Raw genomic sequence first — 13,851 nt, 5'->3', positions numbered from 1 at the left:
GCCAATCCCGCTCAGACCGCCCAGCAGCCGCAGCCCAGCGTGCCCCAGAAGCTCTGGACGTCGGCGGCGGGCACGGCGGCGCCCAGCGCCGCCGCATGGTCATGGCCATGGACCTGGCAGGCGGAATGGCAGGCGCAGGCCGATGCTAGCTTTTGCGCGGCTTCGGGCTTGCGCCAATAGCCGCCGAAGGTCGCGACCGGCGACCAGTCCGGCATGGGGCGCGGGGCGGGCGGGGCGAGATCGGCGAAATCGCCTTCGCCATGCACCACCTTGCCGCCGAGCATCGTCAGCACCGCGCGCAGGCCGGTGATCTCGTCCTCCGGCACCGCGAAATAATCGTCCGAAAGCAGCGCGAGGTCGGCGAGCTCGCCGGTCTTGATCCGGCCCTTCTTGCCCTGTTCGTTGGAGAACCAGGTGTTGGCCTCCGTCCACAGCCGCAGCGCGGTTTCGCGATCGAGCCGATTGGCCTGCGGATAGAGCCTTAGCCCGCCCACGGTTTTCGACGTCACCAGCCAGGACAGGGAGACCCAGGGATTGTAGCTTGCCACGCGCGTCGCGTCGGTGCCGGCCCCCACGGGAAGGCCCGCCGCCATCATCCGCTTGATCGGCGGGGTGCGTTCGGCCGCCCTTGCGCCATAGCGCTCGACGAAATATTCGCCCTGATAGGCCATGCGATGCTGCACGGCGATGCCGCCGCCCAGCGCCGCGATGCGATCGATATTGCGGTCGCTGATCGTCTCGGCATGATCGAAGAACCAGTTGAGACCCTGTAACGGGATGTCGCGGTTCACCTTCTCGAACACGTCGAGCGCGCGGCCGATGGTCTGGTCATAGGTCGCGTGCAGCCGCCACGGCCAGCGGCGTTCGGCGAGCAGGCGGATCACCGGTTCCAGGTCGCTTTCCATGTTCGGCGGCATGTCTGGCCGGGCGACGCGGAAATCCTCGAAATCGGCGGCCGAATAGACCAGCATCTCGCCCGCGCCATTGTGGCGATAGCTGTCGTCGCCGTCGCCGGGCTTCACTTGGGTGGACCAGCTCGCGAAGTCCTTCAGCTCCTCCTTCGGCTTCTGCGTGAACAGGTTATAGGCGATGCGCAGCGTCAGTTCGCCGTCACGGTGCAGCGTCTCGATGATCTCGTAATCGTCGGGATAATTCTGGAAACCGCCGCCCGCGTCGATCACGCTGGTGACCCCGAGCGAATTGAGCTCGCGCATGAAATGGCGGGTCGAATTGAGCTGATATTCCGGCGGCAGCTTCGGCCCCTTGGCGAGCGTCGCATAAAGGATGGTGGCGTTGGGCTGGGCGAGCAGCAGGCCGGTCGGGTTGCCCGCCGCGTCGCGGACGATCTCGCCGCCGGGCGGATTGGGCGTGTCCCTGGTGTAGCCCACCGCGCGCAGCGCCGCCGCGTTGAGCAGGGCGCGATCGTAAAGGTGCAGGATGAACACCGGCGTGTCCGGGGCGGCGGCGTTGATCTCCTCGATCGTCGGCAGCCGCTTCTCGGCGAACTGATGCTCGGTGAAGCCGCCGACGACGCGCACCCATTGCGGCGGCGGCGTGTTCTCCGCCTGGCGCTTCAGCATCGCCATCGCGTCTGACAGGCTGGGCACACCGTCCCAGCGCAGTTCCATATTATAGTTGAGCCCGCCGCGGATGACATGGATGTGGCTGTCGATCAGGCCGGGGATCAGCCGGCGGCCCCTGGCGTCGATCACCGTCGCCCCCGCGCCGGCGGCGGTGCGCGCCTCCGCTTCGGATCCGACCGCGACGAACACGCCGTCGCGGATCGCGACCGCTTCCGCCTGGGGGTTCTCACGGTCGAGCGTCGTCACCTTGGCGTTGGTCAGGACAAGAGCGGTCGAGGGCATTGCGGGTCTCCCCATGGAGGCGATGGCGGGTGAGGCGAGGATCGTGCCGGCGGCGCCGGCGAGCGTCTGGCGGCGGGTGAGGCGGGTCATGCCCGGTCTTCCGGGCGCTCGGCATCCGGGCGGGTTGCCACGCCCAGCACCTGCTCGGCGCAATCGGCGCGGACATAGGCGAGCACGTCCTGGCCGCGCAGCACCCGCTTGGCGACGGGCAGCACCTGTTCGCCAAGCAGGATGCCGAGCAGGCCGATCAGCGCGATCGTCGGCGGGGCGGGGGAACGGACGTTGAGCAGGCTGTAGACGATGCCGACCAGCAGCCCGGCGCCCAGCGAAAGCAGATAGGGTTTCATCGGTCCGTTCTCACTTCATCCCAGGGGGAGGCCATGATTCACGCGTCGGGCCGATTTCGATCCGAAGCGAACATGGCCTGTCCGTCAGTTGCGCGCGAAGGCGAGGAGGTCGGCGTTCAGCCGGTCCTGGTGGGTGGCGGTCAGCCCGTGCGGCGCGCCCTCGTAGATCTTGAGCGTCGCATTCGGCACGATCTTCGCGGAAAGCAGGCCGGCATTGCCGATCGGCACGATCTGGTCGTCATCGCCATGGATCACCAGTGTCGGCACGTCGATGCTGCGCAGATCCTCGGTATAGTCGACCTCGGAAAATTCGCGGACGCACAGATACTGGCCCAGGATCGATCCTGCCATGCCCTGCGCCCAGAAGGACTGGCGCAGGCCTTCATTGGGTTCGACGCCGTCGCGGTTGAAGCCGAAAAAGGCGGTGGGCAGATCGAGATAGAATTGCGAACGATTGTCGAGCACCGCCTTGCGGATGCCGTCGAATACCTCGATCGGCAGACCGTCGGGATAGGCCTCGCTCTTCGCCATGGTCGGCGGAACCGCGCCGACCAGCACCATCTTCGCGACGCGGGCGGTGCCATGGCGGCCGACATAATGGCTGATCTCGCCGCCGCCGGTCGAATGGCCGACAAGGATGGCGTTCTTCAGGTCGAGCGTCTCGATCACGGTGGCGAGATCGTCGGCGTAGCTATCCATGTCGTTGCCGGTCGCCGGCTGGTCCGACCGGCCATGACCGCGACGGTCATGGGCGACGACGCGATAGCCCTGCTGGAGCATGAAGAGCATCTGCCCGTCCCATGCATCGGCGCTGAGCGGCCAGCCATGGGAGAAGACGACGGGCTGGGCATCCTTGCTGCCCCAGTCCTTGTAGAAGATCCGGGTACCGTCGTTGGTGGTCACGAAGCTCATGGCGGAATCCTTTCGATTTGATGCGATCGATGGACAGGCCGGGCGGGCGCCCGGCCCGTAACGGGTCAGGCGTGGCCGCCCTCGGACGCGCCGAACATGGTCTTGGCATAGGTGACGCCCAGGCCATAGGCGCCGCCCCATCGCTTCGCGACGCCGGTCGTGAAGTCGTAGGTTTCGGCGCGCGCCCAGTCGCGCTGCAGCTCGAGCAGATATTGCAGCGCGGTCAGCGGCCTGGCGCCGAGCTGGATCATGCGCTGGACCGCGCGTTCATGCGCTTCCTCCGAAATGTCGCCACAGGCGTCCGCGATGAAATAGACGTCGAAGCCCTGGTCGATCGCGGACGCGACGGGGCCGACGATGCAGACGGAGGTCCACAGCCCCGCGAACACCAGCCGTTCCTTGCCGATCCGGTTGACCGCGTCGATCACCGCGGCGTCCTCCCAGGTGTTCATCGATGTGCGGTCGAGCAGCGCCTGGCCCGGAAAGGCGTCCGTGATCTCGTCGAACATCGGGCCGGAAAAGCTCTTCTCGGCAACGGTGGTCAGGATGGTGGGCACCGCGAAGCCGGCGGCGGCGTTGGCGACCAGCGCGGCGTTGTTGCGCAGCAGCGTGGGATCGATCGACTTGGTGGCGAAGGCCATCTGCGACTGGAAATCGATCAGGACCAGCGCATGATCGGTCGGGGAAAGCAGGCTCTTGCCTGGGGTCGGCGTCGCGGTGAGGGGCATCGTGAAATCTCCATTCCTTGGCTTGCTCCGGCCAGCAGCGCTGCCGTGAGGCCGGTGATATGGAGAATCGCTTCGATGAAATACTGGGATAAGTTCCGATATTATGTTCGAGTTTTTAGAAAGGATGCCCGGCGCCGCGTCGGGCGCCGGGCATGATCGCCGGGATCAGCCCTCGACTTCCTTCGCCAATATCTCCAGCAGCCCGCGCGTGCCTTCCTCGCGCCCGGTACCGTCGTCGCGGCCGTCGAGATAGGCGCCCTGTTCGGTGAGGACCAGCAGCGTGCCGCCTTCGGCGGGGGTGAACTCGATCGTGGTAAGCGAAGCGGACATGGGTTCGTCGCCCATCGCCATGCGATAGCTGTAGATGATCCGCTGGTCGGGCACGATATCCTGATAGACGGTCTCGTTGATGATCTCGGGTCCCTCGCCGAAGCGGAAGCGCGAGATTTCGTGGCCGCCGACGCGGAAATCGGCCTGATGGTCGAACACTTCGAAGCCTTCGCCTTCCACCAGCCAGCGCCGCTTCGACGCGGTATCCGAAAAGGCGAAGAACACGCGCGAGGGCGGGGCTTCATAATGGCGTTCGATGCGGAAGCTGCTGTGGACGGCAGCGCGGGTTTCGGTGGTGGTGCTCATGATGGATCCTCTTGCGTGCTGGGGGTGTCCGCCGGCGATTCCGGCGCTTTCAGAAATGCCGCCAGGCGATCGAGCCGCCGTTCCGCGGGGTTGCGTCGCGCCTCGATCCAGAGCGCGAGCGCGTCGAGACCGCCGGGTTCGAGCCGGCAGGTGCGGACCCGGCCGATCTTTTCGCTGGCGATGATGCCCGCCGCCTCCAGCGCCTGAAGATGCTGGACCACGGCCGCGAGCGACATGTCGAAGGGGGCGGCGAGTTCGCCCACCGTGGCGGGCGAACGGCTCAGGCGCTCGACAAGGGCCCGACGCGTCGGATCGACAAGGGCGCGAAGGATCGAATCGATGACCTGATGCTCAAGCATGGACTTAACTATTGTCGCGTACCGTCAATTGTCAAGTCATGGCTTAACTATTCGCGCCGGACATGACGACGCCCGCCGCATGGGTATGCGGCGGGCGCCTGGAATCATCGCCGATATGGCGGGATCAGTTGGCCTTGATATAGGCGACCATCTGGTCGACCACCGTGCCCCAGCCGTCGTGGAAGCCCATTTGCTCATGGGTTTCCCGGCCGGCCTCGTCGGCATGGACCGCGATCGCGGTGTAGCGCGTGCCCGTCGCGGTGGGCTCCAGCAGCAGGCCGGCGGTGAAGAAGGGCTTGGGCGCCGGACGGAAACCGGGCAGCAGCGCGTCGGTGAAGATCAGCCGCTGATTGGGCACGATCTCCAGATAGCAGCCGAGATTGGGGAACTCGTCACCCTCGGGCGAGCGCATCACGGTGCGGAAGGTGCCGCCGACGCGCAGGTCGATCTCGCATTCGGTGACCGTCCAGGGCTTGGGCACGAACCAGTTCTTGAGATGGTCGGGCGTGGTCCATGCCTTCCACACCAGTTCGACGGGCACGTCGATCTCGCGTTCGAGCACCAGGTCGAGCTTGGGGTCGGGCATTCCAAGGGGGGATGTCATTCGGGCGTCTCCTCTTTCATCGTCAACAGATAGGCATCGAGCCGGTCGAGCCGTCGTTCCCAGAGCGTGCGCTGCTTCCCCAGCCAGTCCTCGGCAAGCTTCAACTGCTCGGGCGCAAGGCTGTAGGTGCGCACCCGCCCGGCCTTGCGCGAACGCACCAGTCCGCTCTTCTCCAGCACCTTCAGATGCTCGACAAAGCTTGGCAGCGCCATGCGATAGGGGGCGGCAAGCTCGCTCACCGAGGCTGGCCGCGCGCTCAGCCGTTCCAGCACATGGCGCCGCGTCGGATCGGACAGCGCCCTGAAGATGCCGTCGATCACCGGTGCGGTCTGGCTGGCTGGCATCATCATGCGATCCTCGCTGCGACTCGATGAGCGAGGCTTAGTCCATCTCCAATACTTAGGTCAAATCCTAAGTATTGGAGATGGACTCGATGAGTGCCCTGTCATCAGCACTGTCATCAGCCCTTGCGGACGGACGAGGGAGGCCTATTCCGGCCGCATCCAGAATCGCAGGAGTGATGCCCATGAGCCGTCGTCTGATTTCCAGCGGATCGCCCTTCGAGGCGACGATCGGCTATTCGCGCGCGGTGGTGCAGGGCGATTTCTGCTTCGTGGCGGGGTGCACCGGCTATGATCCGGATACGCGGATCATGCCCGACGACGCGGCGGAACAGGCGCGCAACGCCTTTCGCGTGATCGCCGCCACGCTGGACGAGGCGGGGTTCGCGATGGCCGATGTGGTGCGCGCCACCTATTACGTCACCGATATCGCCTGGTGGCACGCGATCGTGCCCGTGCTCGCCGAAACCTTCGGCGAGATCCGCCCGGCGGCGACCGGGCTGATCGTCTCCGGCTTCGTCGCGCCGGAGATGAAGGTGGAGATCGAGGTGACGGCGATGCGGGCGAGCGCCGGGTGATCGCGCCGCTCGGGCTCGACGCGATCCCCGCGCTTGTCGCGCTGTGGGAGGCGTGCGGGCTGACGCGCCCCTGGAACGATCCGGCCTCGGATGCGCGGATCGCGATCGAGGGGCCATCCTCGGTGATTCTCGGGCTGCGGGATGGCGATGCGCTGGCGGGATCGGTGATGGTGGGTTTCGACGGCCATCGCGGCTGGGTCTATTATCTCGCGGTCGCGCCCGATCGCCGGCGGGCGGGGCTCGGCCGCGGCCTGATGCGCGCGGCCGAGGCTTGGCTCGAAGCGCGCGATTGCCCCGCCATTCGCCTGATGGTGCGCGACGACAATGTTCAGGCGCTCGGTTTCTACGCCGCCATCGGCTATGACGCGCAGCAGGTGGTGACGATCGGCAAGAGATTGGACGGCAGGTGACGAAGATCCGGTATCGCGTGATCCATCAGCGCAAGTCGGTGATCGAGGCGATCTTCAGCGGCCGCACCTGGACCGATTGGTATATCGCCCAGCATCGCCGCTGGTATGGGTGGGAGAAGCTAGGCATCTTCCAGAGCGTGCAGGAAGCCGAGGAGGCGTGCGAACAGCATGCCGGCGGGCGGCTGCTGCGCGGCGGCGGGCGGATCGTTTCGGAATTCGGCGAACGGGAGTGACGCGTGACCATCACAATGTACGGCATCAAGAATTGCGACACGATCAAGAAGGCGCGGACCTGGCTTGAGGGCCATGGGGTCGCCTATGATTTCCACGACTACAAGGCGCTGGGCGCGGATGCAGCGAAGCTCGGCGGCTGGGTGGCCGAACATGGCTGGGAAACCATCCTCAACCGCGCCGGCACCACGTTCCGCGCGCTGCCGGATGCCGACAAGCAGGGGATCGACGCCGACAAGGCGGTGGCGCTGATGCTCGCCAATCCGTCGATGATCAAGCGGCCGGTGCTCGATCTGGGCGGCGAGACGATCGTCGGCTTCAAGCCGGAACGTTATGAAGCCGCCATCAAGGCGTAACCGGGCCGGGGCAGGGAAGGCGCTCCCGATGCGGAGGATTTCATGCGCTGGCCTATTTTCCTGTCACTTGCGTCGCTGGCGATGACCGCGCCGGCGCTCGCCAGTCCGATCGTGATCGCGCATCGCGGCGCCAGCGGCGAGCGGCCCGAACATACGATCGCGTCCTACACGCTCGCGATCGAGCAGGGGGCGGACTTTATCGAGCCCGATCTGGTGATGACGAAGGATGGCGTGCTCGTCGCGCGCCACGAGAACGAGATATCGGGCACCACCGATATTGCCGATCATCCCGAATTCGCGGCGCGCAAGGTGAAGAAGACGATCGACGGCCAGTCGGTGAGCGGCTGGTTCACCGAGGATTTCACGCTGGCCGAACTGAAGACGCTGCGCGCGAAGGAAAGGCTGCTGATGCTGCGGCCGGGCAATGCGGCCTATGACGGCCGGTTCGAGATCCCGACCTTTCAGGAGATCATCGATCTTGCCCGCGCGAAGGAGAAGGAGACCGGCCGCCGGATCGGACTGTATCCCGAGACCAAGCATCCCAGTTATTTCCGTTCGATCGGCCTCGCGCTCGAGGCGCCGCTGGCGGCGCTGCTGGCGAAGAACGGATATGGCGCGAAGGATGATCCGGTCTTCATCCAGTCGTTCGAGCTGGAGAATCTCAAGACGTTGCGTGGCCTGACCGGATTGCGCCTGATCTTCCTGATGGATGCCGGCGGTGGCCCGGCCGACGGATCGGGCAGGACCTATGCCGCGCTGGCGACGCCCGCCGGGCTTGCCGAGGTGGCGAGAACCGCCGACGGGATCGGCCCTTCCAAGGAGATGATCGTGCCGCGCACGGTGCTCGGGCGGTCGGGCGAGCCCACCGATCTGGTCAGGGACGCGCATGCCGCGGGGCTCAAGGTCCATGTCTGGACCTTCCGCGCGGAGAATTATTTCCTGCCGCTGGAAATGCGCAAGGGCGTGGACCCGCGCAAGCCGGGCGACCTGACCGCTGAAATCCGGCAATTCGCGGCGATCGGCGTCGATGGCGTGTTCAGCGATTTTCCGGGCATCGCGGTCGCCGCGCTGAAGCGGTAGGCTGACGAGCCGGATCCAAGCCCCCTGTCATCCCCGCGAAAGCGGGGATCCAGCTTCTTCTTCTTTCTGATGCTTCACGCAAAAGCTGGATCCCCGCTTTCGCGGGGATGACAAGGGAGAAGAGCGGGGATGGCAAGGGAGGGGGAATGTCGCGCCGCGTGGTTTCACGCCTCCCAGCCGAACACCTCGTCCAGCGGCTTGCCGAATATGTCGGCGATGCGGAACGCGGTTTCCAGCGAGGGGGAATATTTGCCCTGCTCGATCGCGGCGATCGTCTGCCGCGTCACGCCCACGCGCTCGCCGAGTTCGGCCTGAGTCATCTCCCCGGCCAGGAAGCGCAGGGTGCGGATGGTGTTTGTGATGCGTTTCCCCGTCATCACCAGCCCCGCCGATAGCCCCGGATCTCGAGCGCACACCGCACCAGTTCGGCGATCACGATCGCGGCGAGCACGGCATTGACCAGCACCGCCTGCCCCAGCCCGAGGATCAGCGTGCCCAGCGCGACGAACAGGGCGGGGATCAGCACGGCATAGGCGATCGACGATGCGCGCCGGGCGATCTCGCGATCGCGCTCGTCGCTCGGCCGTTCCGCGTCGCGGACGTTGCTCAGCGCCACCAGGATGCTGCCGATCGTCATGCCGATGGTGAGGATGATCACCACCGCTATGAACAGCCCCGCGCTCGCCGGGCCGATCAGCCAGGGATGATTCCCCAGCCGCGCGATCATGAAGAAATACGGGCCAAAGGCGAGCGCCAGCCCACCGAGCGTCAGCCAGGCGATCTTTTCGCGAAACGTCATCCGACAGTTCCTGTATGTTCGATACGATAGCCATGATGTTAGGCATTTATAACATGGAGTCAAGAATATTGGACTCATGCAAGGCTTCGCTGGCGATGCGCTTCACAGATGGCTAGAGGGGCGCGATGTCCACGACCTATCAGCTCGACACCTCCACCAGCCGCGCGCATCCCACGCCGGCGCCGATGAAGCGCATGACCGTGCCGCAGATCCAGGCGCGCAAGGGCAAGGATCCGGTGGTGATGCTGACCGCCTATACCGCGCGCATGGCGCAGATCCTCGATCATCACTGCGACATGCTGCTGGTCGGCGACAGCCTGGGCCAGGTGATCTATGGCCTGCCGTCCACGCTGGGCGTGACGCTGGACATGATGTGCGCGCATGGCGCCGCGGTCGTGCGCGGCAGCTATCATTCGGTGGTGGTGATCGACATGCCGTTCGGCAGCTATGAGGCAAGCCCCGAACAGGCGTTCGTTTCCGCCGCGCGGATCATGTCGGAAACCGGCGCCGCCGCGGTGAAGCTGGAGGGCGGGGAGGCGATGGCGCCGACCGTCGCCTTCCTCACCGCGCGCGGCATTCCCGTCGTCGGCCATATCGGCCTCACGCCGCAGGCCGTGAACGCGCTCGGCGGCTATGGCGCGCGCGGCCGCACCAATGCCGAACATGCCAAGATCATCGCCGATGCGCGCGCGATCGCGGATGCCGGCGCCTTTTCGATGGTGGTGGAGGGCGTGATCGAGCCGCTGGCCAAGGCGGTGACCGCGGAGGTTTCGTGCCCGGTGATCGGGATCGGCGCATCCGCCGACTGCGACGGCCAGGTGCTGGTGATCGACGACATGCTCGGCATGTTCGAGCGCACCGCCCGTTTCGTGAAGCGTTATGACGATCTTGCCGGGCGGATCGACGCGGCGGCCGGCCGCTATGCGGAGGAGGTGCGCGCGCGCAGCTTCCCGGGGCCGGAACAGACCTATCAGCCCAAGCCCTGAGGGCGCTTCCCCTTTGGCGGAAAGCGAACTAGGTTCCGCCGAGTTTTTGCCAGACCATCCAGATTGAAAGCGGAGTCCCACGTGGCGTCCACCCCCCCGAATATCGATGCCTTCAAGCGTGAAGTCGATGAAGAACTGCGCCGCGAGCAGATTGCGTCCGTGTGGCGGCGCTGGGGCTTGTGGATCGTTGGCGCGATCTTCCTCGGGCTGGCCATCTTTGGCGGGGTGTTGTGGTGGAATATCTCGCAGACCAAGAAGTCGCATGCCGAAGGTGAGGCGGTGGCGCATGTCTTTACCGACATGTCGGAAGGCCGCAGCCAAGATGCCGAGAAGAAGCTGAAGCCCTTCACCGAAAGCGATATCGACGGCTATCGCGCCGCCGCCAAGCTCGCGACCGCGGGCCTGCGCCAGGCCGCGAACGATTCCAAGAGCGCCATAGCCGGCTACAAGGCGGTGGCCGAGGATGAAAGCCTCGCCAAGCCCTATCGCGACCTGGCTCTGATCCGCTGGACCGCCGCCGAATATGACAGCATGAAGCCGCAGGATGTGGTGACTCGCCTCAAGCCGCTGGCCGTCAAGGGCAATCCCTGGTTCGGCAGCGCGGGCGAGATGGTCGCGATCGCCTATCTGAACCTCAACAAGCCCGAGCTTGCGGGGCCACTTTTCGCAGCGATCGCAAATGACGAAGCTGTGCCCGAGAGCATCCGCCGACGCACGCGTCAGATGGCTGGACTATTGGGTGTGGACGCGGTCGCTCAGCCGGACGGAGAGAAGAAATAATGAAGCTTTTGCGGAGTGTTGTGCTGGCGGGTTCGCTGGCGGCGCTTTTGGGCGGGTGCGGCGTGTTCAAGGGCGGCGACAACAAGCCGAAGACCCCCACGATCGGAAAACGCATCCCCGTGCTGACCTCGGAAAGCGGCGTGGAGGTCGATCCCTCGATCGCCGACGTCGCGGTGGTGCTGCCGCCCGCGGTCGCCAATGCCGAATGGACGCAGCCGGGCGGCAACGCGTCCAAGTCGATGGGGCATCTGGGACTTGGCGAAAGCCTGGCCCAAGCCTGGATGGCGGAGATTTCGGGTGCCAGCAAATTTGAGCGGCTGGGGTCTGCGCCGATCGTTGCCGAAGGCAAAGTGTTCGTGGTCGATACCAGGGCGAAGCTGACCGCGTTCGATGCGGCCACCGGCGCCAAGGCCTGGGAAGCGCAGATCGGCAATCCCCAGAACGGCTCCGGCGGGATTCCTTTGCTGGGCGGCAATGGGAGCGGCAACGCCAAATCGCTGTTCGGCGGTGGCGCCAGCTATGACGATGGCAAGGTCTTCGCCACCAACGGCCTCGGTGACATCGTCGCCTTCAATGCCCAGACCGGCGAGCAGATCTGGAAGAAGCGGCCGGGCGGCCCGCTGCGTGGCGCACCCGGCGTCGGCAACGGCAATGTCTATGCGATGAGCCAAGACAATCAGATCTACGCCTTGCGCGCCAGCGACGGCAATCAGGAATGGGCGCGTTCGGGCACGCTGGAAAGCGCCGGCATCTTCGGCATCGCCACGCCCGCCGTTGCGCAGGGCACGGTGATCGCGGGTTATTCGTCAGGTGAGCTTGCCGCTTATCGTTACGAGAATGGTCAGGAAGTCTGGCAAGACGTGCTGGCGCGGACCAGCATCTCGACCGCGGTCGCGTCGCTCAGCGACGTCGATGCCGATCCGGTGATCGATCAGGGCCGTGTGTTCGCCGTGGGCCTTGGCGGGCGCATGGTCTCGCTGGAACTTGTCACCGGCCAGCGGCTTTGGGAACTCAACGTCGCCGGCATCGCCACCCCCTGGGTGGTCGGCGAATGGCTGTTCGTCGTCACCGACGAGGCGAAACTGCTCTGCGTCTCGCGCATCAACGGCAAGGTCCGCTGGAGCAGCCAGCTTCCGCGCTATCGCGACGAGAAGGACAAGAAGGGGCCGATGTTCTGGCAGGGGCCGGTGCTGGCCGGCGATCGCCTTGTACTGACCAGCACCAATGGCGACCTGCTCTACGCCTCGCCCACCGACGGCAGCGTGCAGAGCCGCGTCGATCTGGGCCGGCCGGTCTATCTGCCGCCGGTCGTCGCGGGGGGCATGCTCTATGTCCTCGACAATAGCGGCCGGATCACCGCCTGGAAGTGAGATCATGCCCCTCCCCGTGCAAGGGAGGGGTTTAGTCTCGGCGCATTAGCGCCTATCGCGCTCGAATGCCCAAGCATCTTCCCACTGTCGCCATTGTCGGGCGGCCCAATGTCGGCAAGTCGACGCTCTTCAACCGGCTGGTCGGCAAGAAGCTCGCGCTGGTCGACGATCGCCCCGGCGTGACCCGCGACCGGCGCGAAGGCGACGCGCGGCTGTTCGACCTTGAATTCCGCATCGTCGATACCGCCGGGTTCGAGGATGAGGATCCCCAGTCGCTGCCCGGCCGGATGCGCGCGCAGACCGAGGCGGCGGTGGCCGACGCGGATGTCGCGCTGTTCATGGTCGATTCGCGCGCCGGCATCGTGCCGCTCGACGCGGAGATCGGCCGCTGGCTGCGCGCCGGCAACACGCCCGTCATCCTCGCCGCGAACAAGGCGGAGGGGCGCGCCGGCAATGACGGGGTGCTCGAAGCGCTGGAGCTTGGCTTTGGCGATCCGGTCGAGCTGAGCGCCGAGCATGGCGAGGGCATGGTCGAGCTGTTCGAGGCGTTGATGCCCTATATCGACGCCGCGGTCGCCGCGACCGACGAGGATGAGGACGAGTCGGAAGACGGTCCCTTGAAGCTCGCGGTGGTCGGCCGGCCCAATGCCGGCAAGTCGACGATGATCAACCGCATCCTGGGCGAGGACCGGCTGATCACCGGGCCGGAAGCGGGGATCACGCGTGATTCGATCGCGATCGACCTGATGTGGAACGATCGTCCGCTGCGGCTGATCGACACGGCGGGCATGCGCAAGCGCGCGAAGGTGCAGGACAAGCTTGAGAAACTGTCGGTCGCGGACGCGTTGCGCGCGGTCGATTTCGCCGAAGTGGTCGTGCTGCTGCTCGATGCCACTTTGGGGCTGGAGGCGCAGGATCTGAAGATCGCCGATCGCGTGCTGGAGGAAGGGCGCGCATTGGTGATCGCGCTCAACAAATGGGATGTGGCGGAAAATCCCAGCAGCCTGTTCCAGGGCGTACGCAAGGCGCTGGACGAGGGGCTGGCCCAAGCGCGCGGCGTGCCGCTGATCGCGGTCTCCGGGGCGACGGGCAAGGGGCTGGACCAATTGATCCAGGCGGCCTTCGAAACCCGCGACGCGTGGAGCAAGCGCGTTTCCACCGGCCAGCTCAACCGCTGGTTCGAACGCGCGGTGGAGGCCAATCCGCCGCCGGCGCCCGGCGGCAAGCGCATCAAGCTGCGCTACATCACCCAGGCGAAGACGCGGCCGCCCGGCTTCATCCTGTTCGGCACGCGCGTCGACCAGCTTCCCGAAAGCTATCGCCGCTATCTGGTGAACGGCATCCGCAAGGAACTGGGTTTCGGCGCGGTGCCGGTGCGATTGACCTTGCGCGCGCCCAAGAATCCGTTCGATAGATAGGCGTGGAATTTTCGGCGGGCGGGGCAGGTCGTCAATGACCTGTTTACCGCC

Annotated in this window: 19 protein-coding genes; 9 read left to right on the top strand and 10 right to left on the bottom strand. The window is 65.8% G+C overall.

Features of this window, described 5'->3' with window-relative positions; genetic code table 11:
* Positions 1–11: 11 nt before the first annotated feature.
* The 8 genes from K7G82_RS15260 to K7G82_RS15225 all read right to left on the bottom strand — a co-directional run bounded on the left by K7G82_RS15260 (position 12) and on the right by K7G82_RS15225 (position 5,801).
* Positions 12–1,955 carry an amidohydrolase gene (locus tag K7G82_RS15260; protein ID WP_222990777.1) on the bottom strand — a complete coding sequence of 648 codons (1,944 nt, stop codon included), beginning with the start codon at positions 1,953–1,955 and terminating at the stop codon, positions 12–14.
* Positions 1,952–2,212: a DUF1427 family protein gene (locus tag K7G82_RS15255; protein WP_222990776.1), complete on the bottom strand. Its 261-nt coding sequence runs from the start codon at positions 2,210–2,212 to the stop codon at positions 1,952–1,954. The genes K7G82_RS15260 and K7G82_RS15255 overlap by 4 nt, the downstream gene beginning before the upstream one ends.
* Before the next feature lie 84 nt (positions 2,213–2,296).
* On the bottom strand, positions 2,297–3,124 hold the full coding sequence (locus K7G82_RS15250; RefSeq protein WP_222990775.1) for an alpha/beta fold hydrolase: 828 nt from the start codon (positions 3,122–3,124) through the stop codon (positions 2,297–2,299).
* 65 nt (positions 3,125–3,189) lie between these two features.
* Positions 3,190–3,852: an isochorismatase family protein gene (locus K7G82_RS15245; protein ID WP_222990774.1), complete on the bottom strand. Its 663-nt coding sequence runs from the start codon at positions 3,850–3,852 to the stop codon at positions 3,190–3,192.
* Positions 3,853–4,017: 165 nt separating this feature from the next.
* Positions 4,018–4,488, bottom strand: a complete 471-nt coding sequence (locus K7G82_RS15240; protein WP_222990773.1) for an SRPBCC family protein — start codon at positions 4,486–4,488, stop codon at positions 4,018–4,020.
* Complete coding sequence (locus K7G82_RS15235; protein ID WP_222990772.1) at positions 4,485–4,847, bottom strand: ArsR/SmtB family transcription factor; 363 nt, start codon at positions 4,845–4,847, stop codon at positions 4,485–4,487. Before K7G82_RS15235 ends, K7G82_RS15240 begins: the two co-directional genes overlap by 4 nt.
* Positions 4,848–4,971: 124 nt before the next feature.
* Positions 4,972–5,451: an SRPBCC family protein gene (locus K7G82_RS15230; RefSeq protein ID WP_222990771.1), complete on the bottom strand. Its 480-nt coding sequence runs from the start codon at positions 5,449–5,451 to the stop codon at positions 4,972–4,974.
* Positions 5,448–5,801 carry an ArsR/SmtB family transcription factor gene (locus K7G82_RS15225; RefSeq protein ID WP_222990770.1) on the bottom strand — a complete coding sequence of 118 codons (354 nt, stop codon included), beginning with the start codon at positions 5,799–5,801 and terminating at the stop codon, positions 5,448–5,450. Before K7G82_RS15225 ends, K7G82_RS15230 begins: the two co-directional genes overlap by 4 nt.
* A 176-nt stretch (positions 5,802–5,977) precedes the next feature.
* Between K7G82_RS15225 and K7G82_RS15220 the strand changes: the two genes are divergently transcribed.
* Genes K7G82_RS15220 through K7G82_RS15200 form a run of 5 tightly spaced genes read left to right on the top strand, consistent with a single transcriptional unit; the run spans position 5,978 to position 8,447 of the window.
* Positions 5,978–6,370, top strand: coding sequence for a RidA family protein (locus tag K7G82_RS15220; RefSeq protein ID WP_222990769.1), 393 nt, complete (start codon positions 5,978–5,980; stop codon positions 6,368–6,370).
* A complete protein-coding gene (locus tag K7G82_RS15215; protein ID WP_222990768.1) occupies positions 6,367–6,780 on the top strand; it encodes a GNAT family acetyltransferase in 414 nt (137 codons plus the stop codon). Before K7G82_RS15220 ends, K7G82_RS15215 begins: the two co-directional genes overlap by 4 nt.
* On the top strand, positions 6,777–7,013 hold the full coding sequence (locus tag K7G82_RS15210) for a hypothetical protein (RefSeq protein WP_222990767.1): 237 nt from the start codon (positions 6,777–6,779) through the stop codon (positions 7,011–7,013). The genes K7G82_RS15215 and K7G82_RS15210 overlap by 4 nt, the downstream gene beginning before the upstream one ends.
* Positions 7,014–7,028: 15 nt before the next feature.
* Positions 7,029–7,367 carry an ArsC family reductase gene (locus K7G82_RS15205; RefSeq protein ID WP_222990896.1) on the top strand — a complete coding sequence of 113 codons (339 nt, stop codon included), beginning with the start codon at positions 7,029–7,031 and terminating at the stop codon, positions 7,365–7,367.
* 42 nt (positions 7,368–7,409) lie between these two features.
* A complete protein-coding gene (locus K7G82_RS15200) occupies positions 7,410–8,447 on the top strand; it encodes a glycerophosphodiester phosphodiesterase (RefSeq protein WP_222990766.1) in 1,038 nt (345 codons plus the stop codon).
* A 164-nt stretch (positions 8,448–8,611) separates the two neighbouring features.
* Here the strand turns inward: K7G82_RS15200 and K7G82_RS15195 are convergent, their stop codons facing one another.
* Both K7G82_RS15195 and K7G82_RS15190 read right to left on the bottom strand, forming a co-directional pair.
* Entirely contained in the window at positions 8,612–8,824 is a 213-nt protein-coding gene (locus K7G82_RS15195; RefSeq protein ID WP_222990765.1) for a helix-turn-helix transcriptional regulator, read from the bottom strand.
* Positions 8,824–9,246: a DUF2178 domain-containing protein gene (locus K7G82_RS15190; protein ID WP_222990764.1), complete on the bottom strand. Its 423-nt coding sequence runs from the start codon at positions 9,244–9,246 to the stop codon at positions 8,824–8,826. The genes K7G82_RS15195 and K7G82_RS15190 overlap by 1 nt, the downstream gene beginning before the upstream one ends.
* A 125-nt stretch (positions 9,247–9,371) precedes the next feature.
* Between K7G82_RS15190 and panB the strand changes: the two genes are divergently transcribed.
* The 4 genes from panB to der all read left to right on the top strand — a co-directional run bounded on the left by panB (position 9,372) and on the right by der (position 13,800).
* Positions 9,372–10,232, top strand: coding sequence for a 3-methyl-2-oxobutanoate hydroxymethyltransferase (panB, locus tag K7G82_RS15185; protein ID WP_222990763.1), 861 nt, complete (start codon positions 9,372–9,374; stop codon positions 10,230–10,232).
* 63 nt (positions 10,233–10,295) lie between these two features.
* A complete protein-coding gene (locus K7G82_RS15180) occupies positions 10,296–11,012 on the top strand; it encodes a tetratricopeptide repeat protein (protein WP_246623590.1) in 717 nt (238 codons plus the stop codon).
* Entirely contained in the window at positions 11,012–12,382 is a 1,371-nt protein-coding gene (locus K7G82_RS15175) for an outer membrane protein assembly factor BamB family protein (RefSeq protein ID WP_222990762.1), read from the top strand. The genes K7G82_RS15180 and K7G82_RS15175 overlap by 1 nt, the downstream gene beginning before the upstream one ends.
* A 65-nt stretch (positions 12,383–12,447) precedes the next feature.
* Positions 12,448–13,800: a ribosome biogenesis GTPase Der gene (gene der, locus K7G82_RS15170; protein WP_222990761.1), complete on the top strand. Its 1,353-nt coding sequence runs from the start codon at positions 12,448–12,450 to the stop codon at positions 13,798–13,800.
* Positions 13,801–13,851: the final 51 nt, after the last annotated feature.

Origin of the sequence: Sphingomonas colocasiae, assembly GCF_019880585.1 — a bacterium.
In the GTDB taxonomy this organism is placed as follows: Bacteria; Pseudomonadota; Alphaproteobacteria; order Sphingomonadales; family Sphingomonadaceae; genus Sphingobium_A; species Sphingobium_A colocasiae.
Note: the sequence above shows the minus strand (reverse complement) of the source record. Positions and strands in the feature narration are given on the sequence as shown.

What these genes read in the sequence shown, in the direction of transcription:
- K7G82_RS15175 (WP_222990762.1), top strand. Translation starts at nt 11,012, where the DNA reads ATGAAGCTTTTGCGGAGTGTTGTGCTGGCGGGTTCGCTGGCGGCGCTT.
- panB (WP_222990763.1), top strand. Translation starts at nt 9,372, where the DNA reads ATGTCCACGACCTATCAGCTCGACACCTCCACCAGCCGCGCGCATCCC.
- K7G82_RS15225 (WP_222990770.1), bottom strand. Translation starts at nt 5,801, where the DNA reads ATGATGATGCCAGCCAGCCAGACCGCACCGGTGATCGACGGCATCTTC.
- K7G82_RS15245 (WP_222990774.1), bottom strand. Translation starts at nt 3,852, where the DNA reads ATGCCCCTCACCGCGACGCCGACCCCAGGCAAGAGCCTGCTTTCCCCG.
- K7G82_RS15250 (WP_222990775.1), bottom strand. Translation starts at nt 3,124, where the DNA reads ATGAGCTTCGTGACCACCAACGACGGTACCCGGATCTTCTACAAGGAC.
- K7G82_RS15255 (WP_222990776.1), bottom strand. Translation starts at nt 2,212, where the DNA reads ATGAAACCCTATCTGCTTTCGCTGGGCGCCGGGCTGCTGGTCGGCATC.
- K7G82_RS15235 (WP_222990772.1), bottom strand. Translation starts at nt 4,847, where the DNA reads ATGCTTGAGCATCAGGTCATCGATTCGATCCTTCGCGCCCTTGTCGAT.
- K7G82_RS15200 (WP_222990766.1), top strand. Translation starts at nt 7,410, where the DNA reads ATGCGCTGGCCTATTTTCCTGTCACTTGCGTCGCTGGCGATGACCGCG.
- K7G82_RS15195 (WP_222990765.1), bottom strand. Translation starts at nt 8,824, where the DNA reads ATGACGGGGAAACGCATCACAAACACCATCCGCACCCTGCGCTTCCTG.
- K7G82_RS15230 (WP_222990771.1), bottom strand. Translation starts at nt 5,451, where the DNA reads ATGACATCCCCCCTTGGAATGCCCGACCCCAAGCTCGACCTGGTGCTC.
- K7G82_RS15205 (WP_222990896.1), top strand. Translation starts at nt 7,029, where the DNA reads ATGTACGGCATCAAGAATTGCGACACGATCAAGAAGGCGCGGACCTGG.
- der (WP_222990761.1), top strand. Translation starts at nt 12,448, where the DNA reads ATGCCCAAGCATCTTCCCACTGTCGCCATTGTCGGGCGGCCCAATGTC.
- K7G82_RS15240 (WP_222990773.1), bottom strand. Translation starts at nt 4,488, where the DNA reads ATGAGCACCACCACCGAAACCCGCGCTGCCGTCCACAGCAGCTTCCGC.
- K7G82_RS15220 (WP_222990769.1), top strand. Translation starts at nt 5,978, where the DNA reads ATGAGCCGTCGTCTGATTTCCAGCGGATCGCCCTTCGAGGCGACGATC.
- K7G82_RS15260 (WP_222990777.1), bottom strand. Translation starts at nt 1,955, where the DNA reads ATGACCCGCCTCACCCGCCGCCAGACGCTCGCCGGCGCCGCCGGCACG.
- K7G82_RS15190 (WP_222990764.1), bottom strand. Translation starts at nt 9,246, where the DNA reads ATGACGTTTCGCGAAAAGATCGCCTGGCTGACGCTCGGTGGGCTGGCG.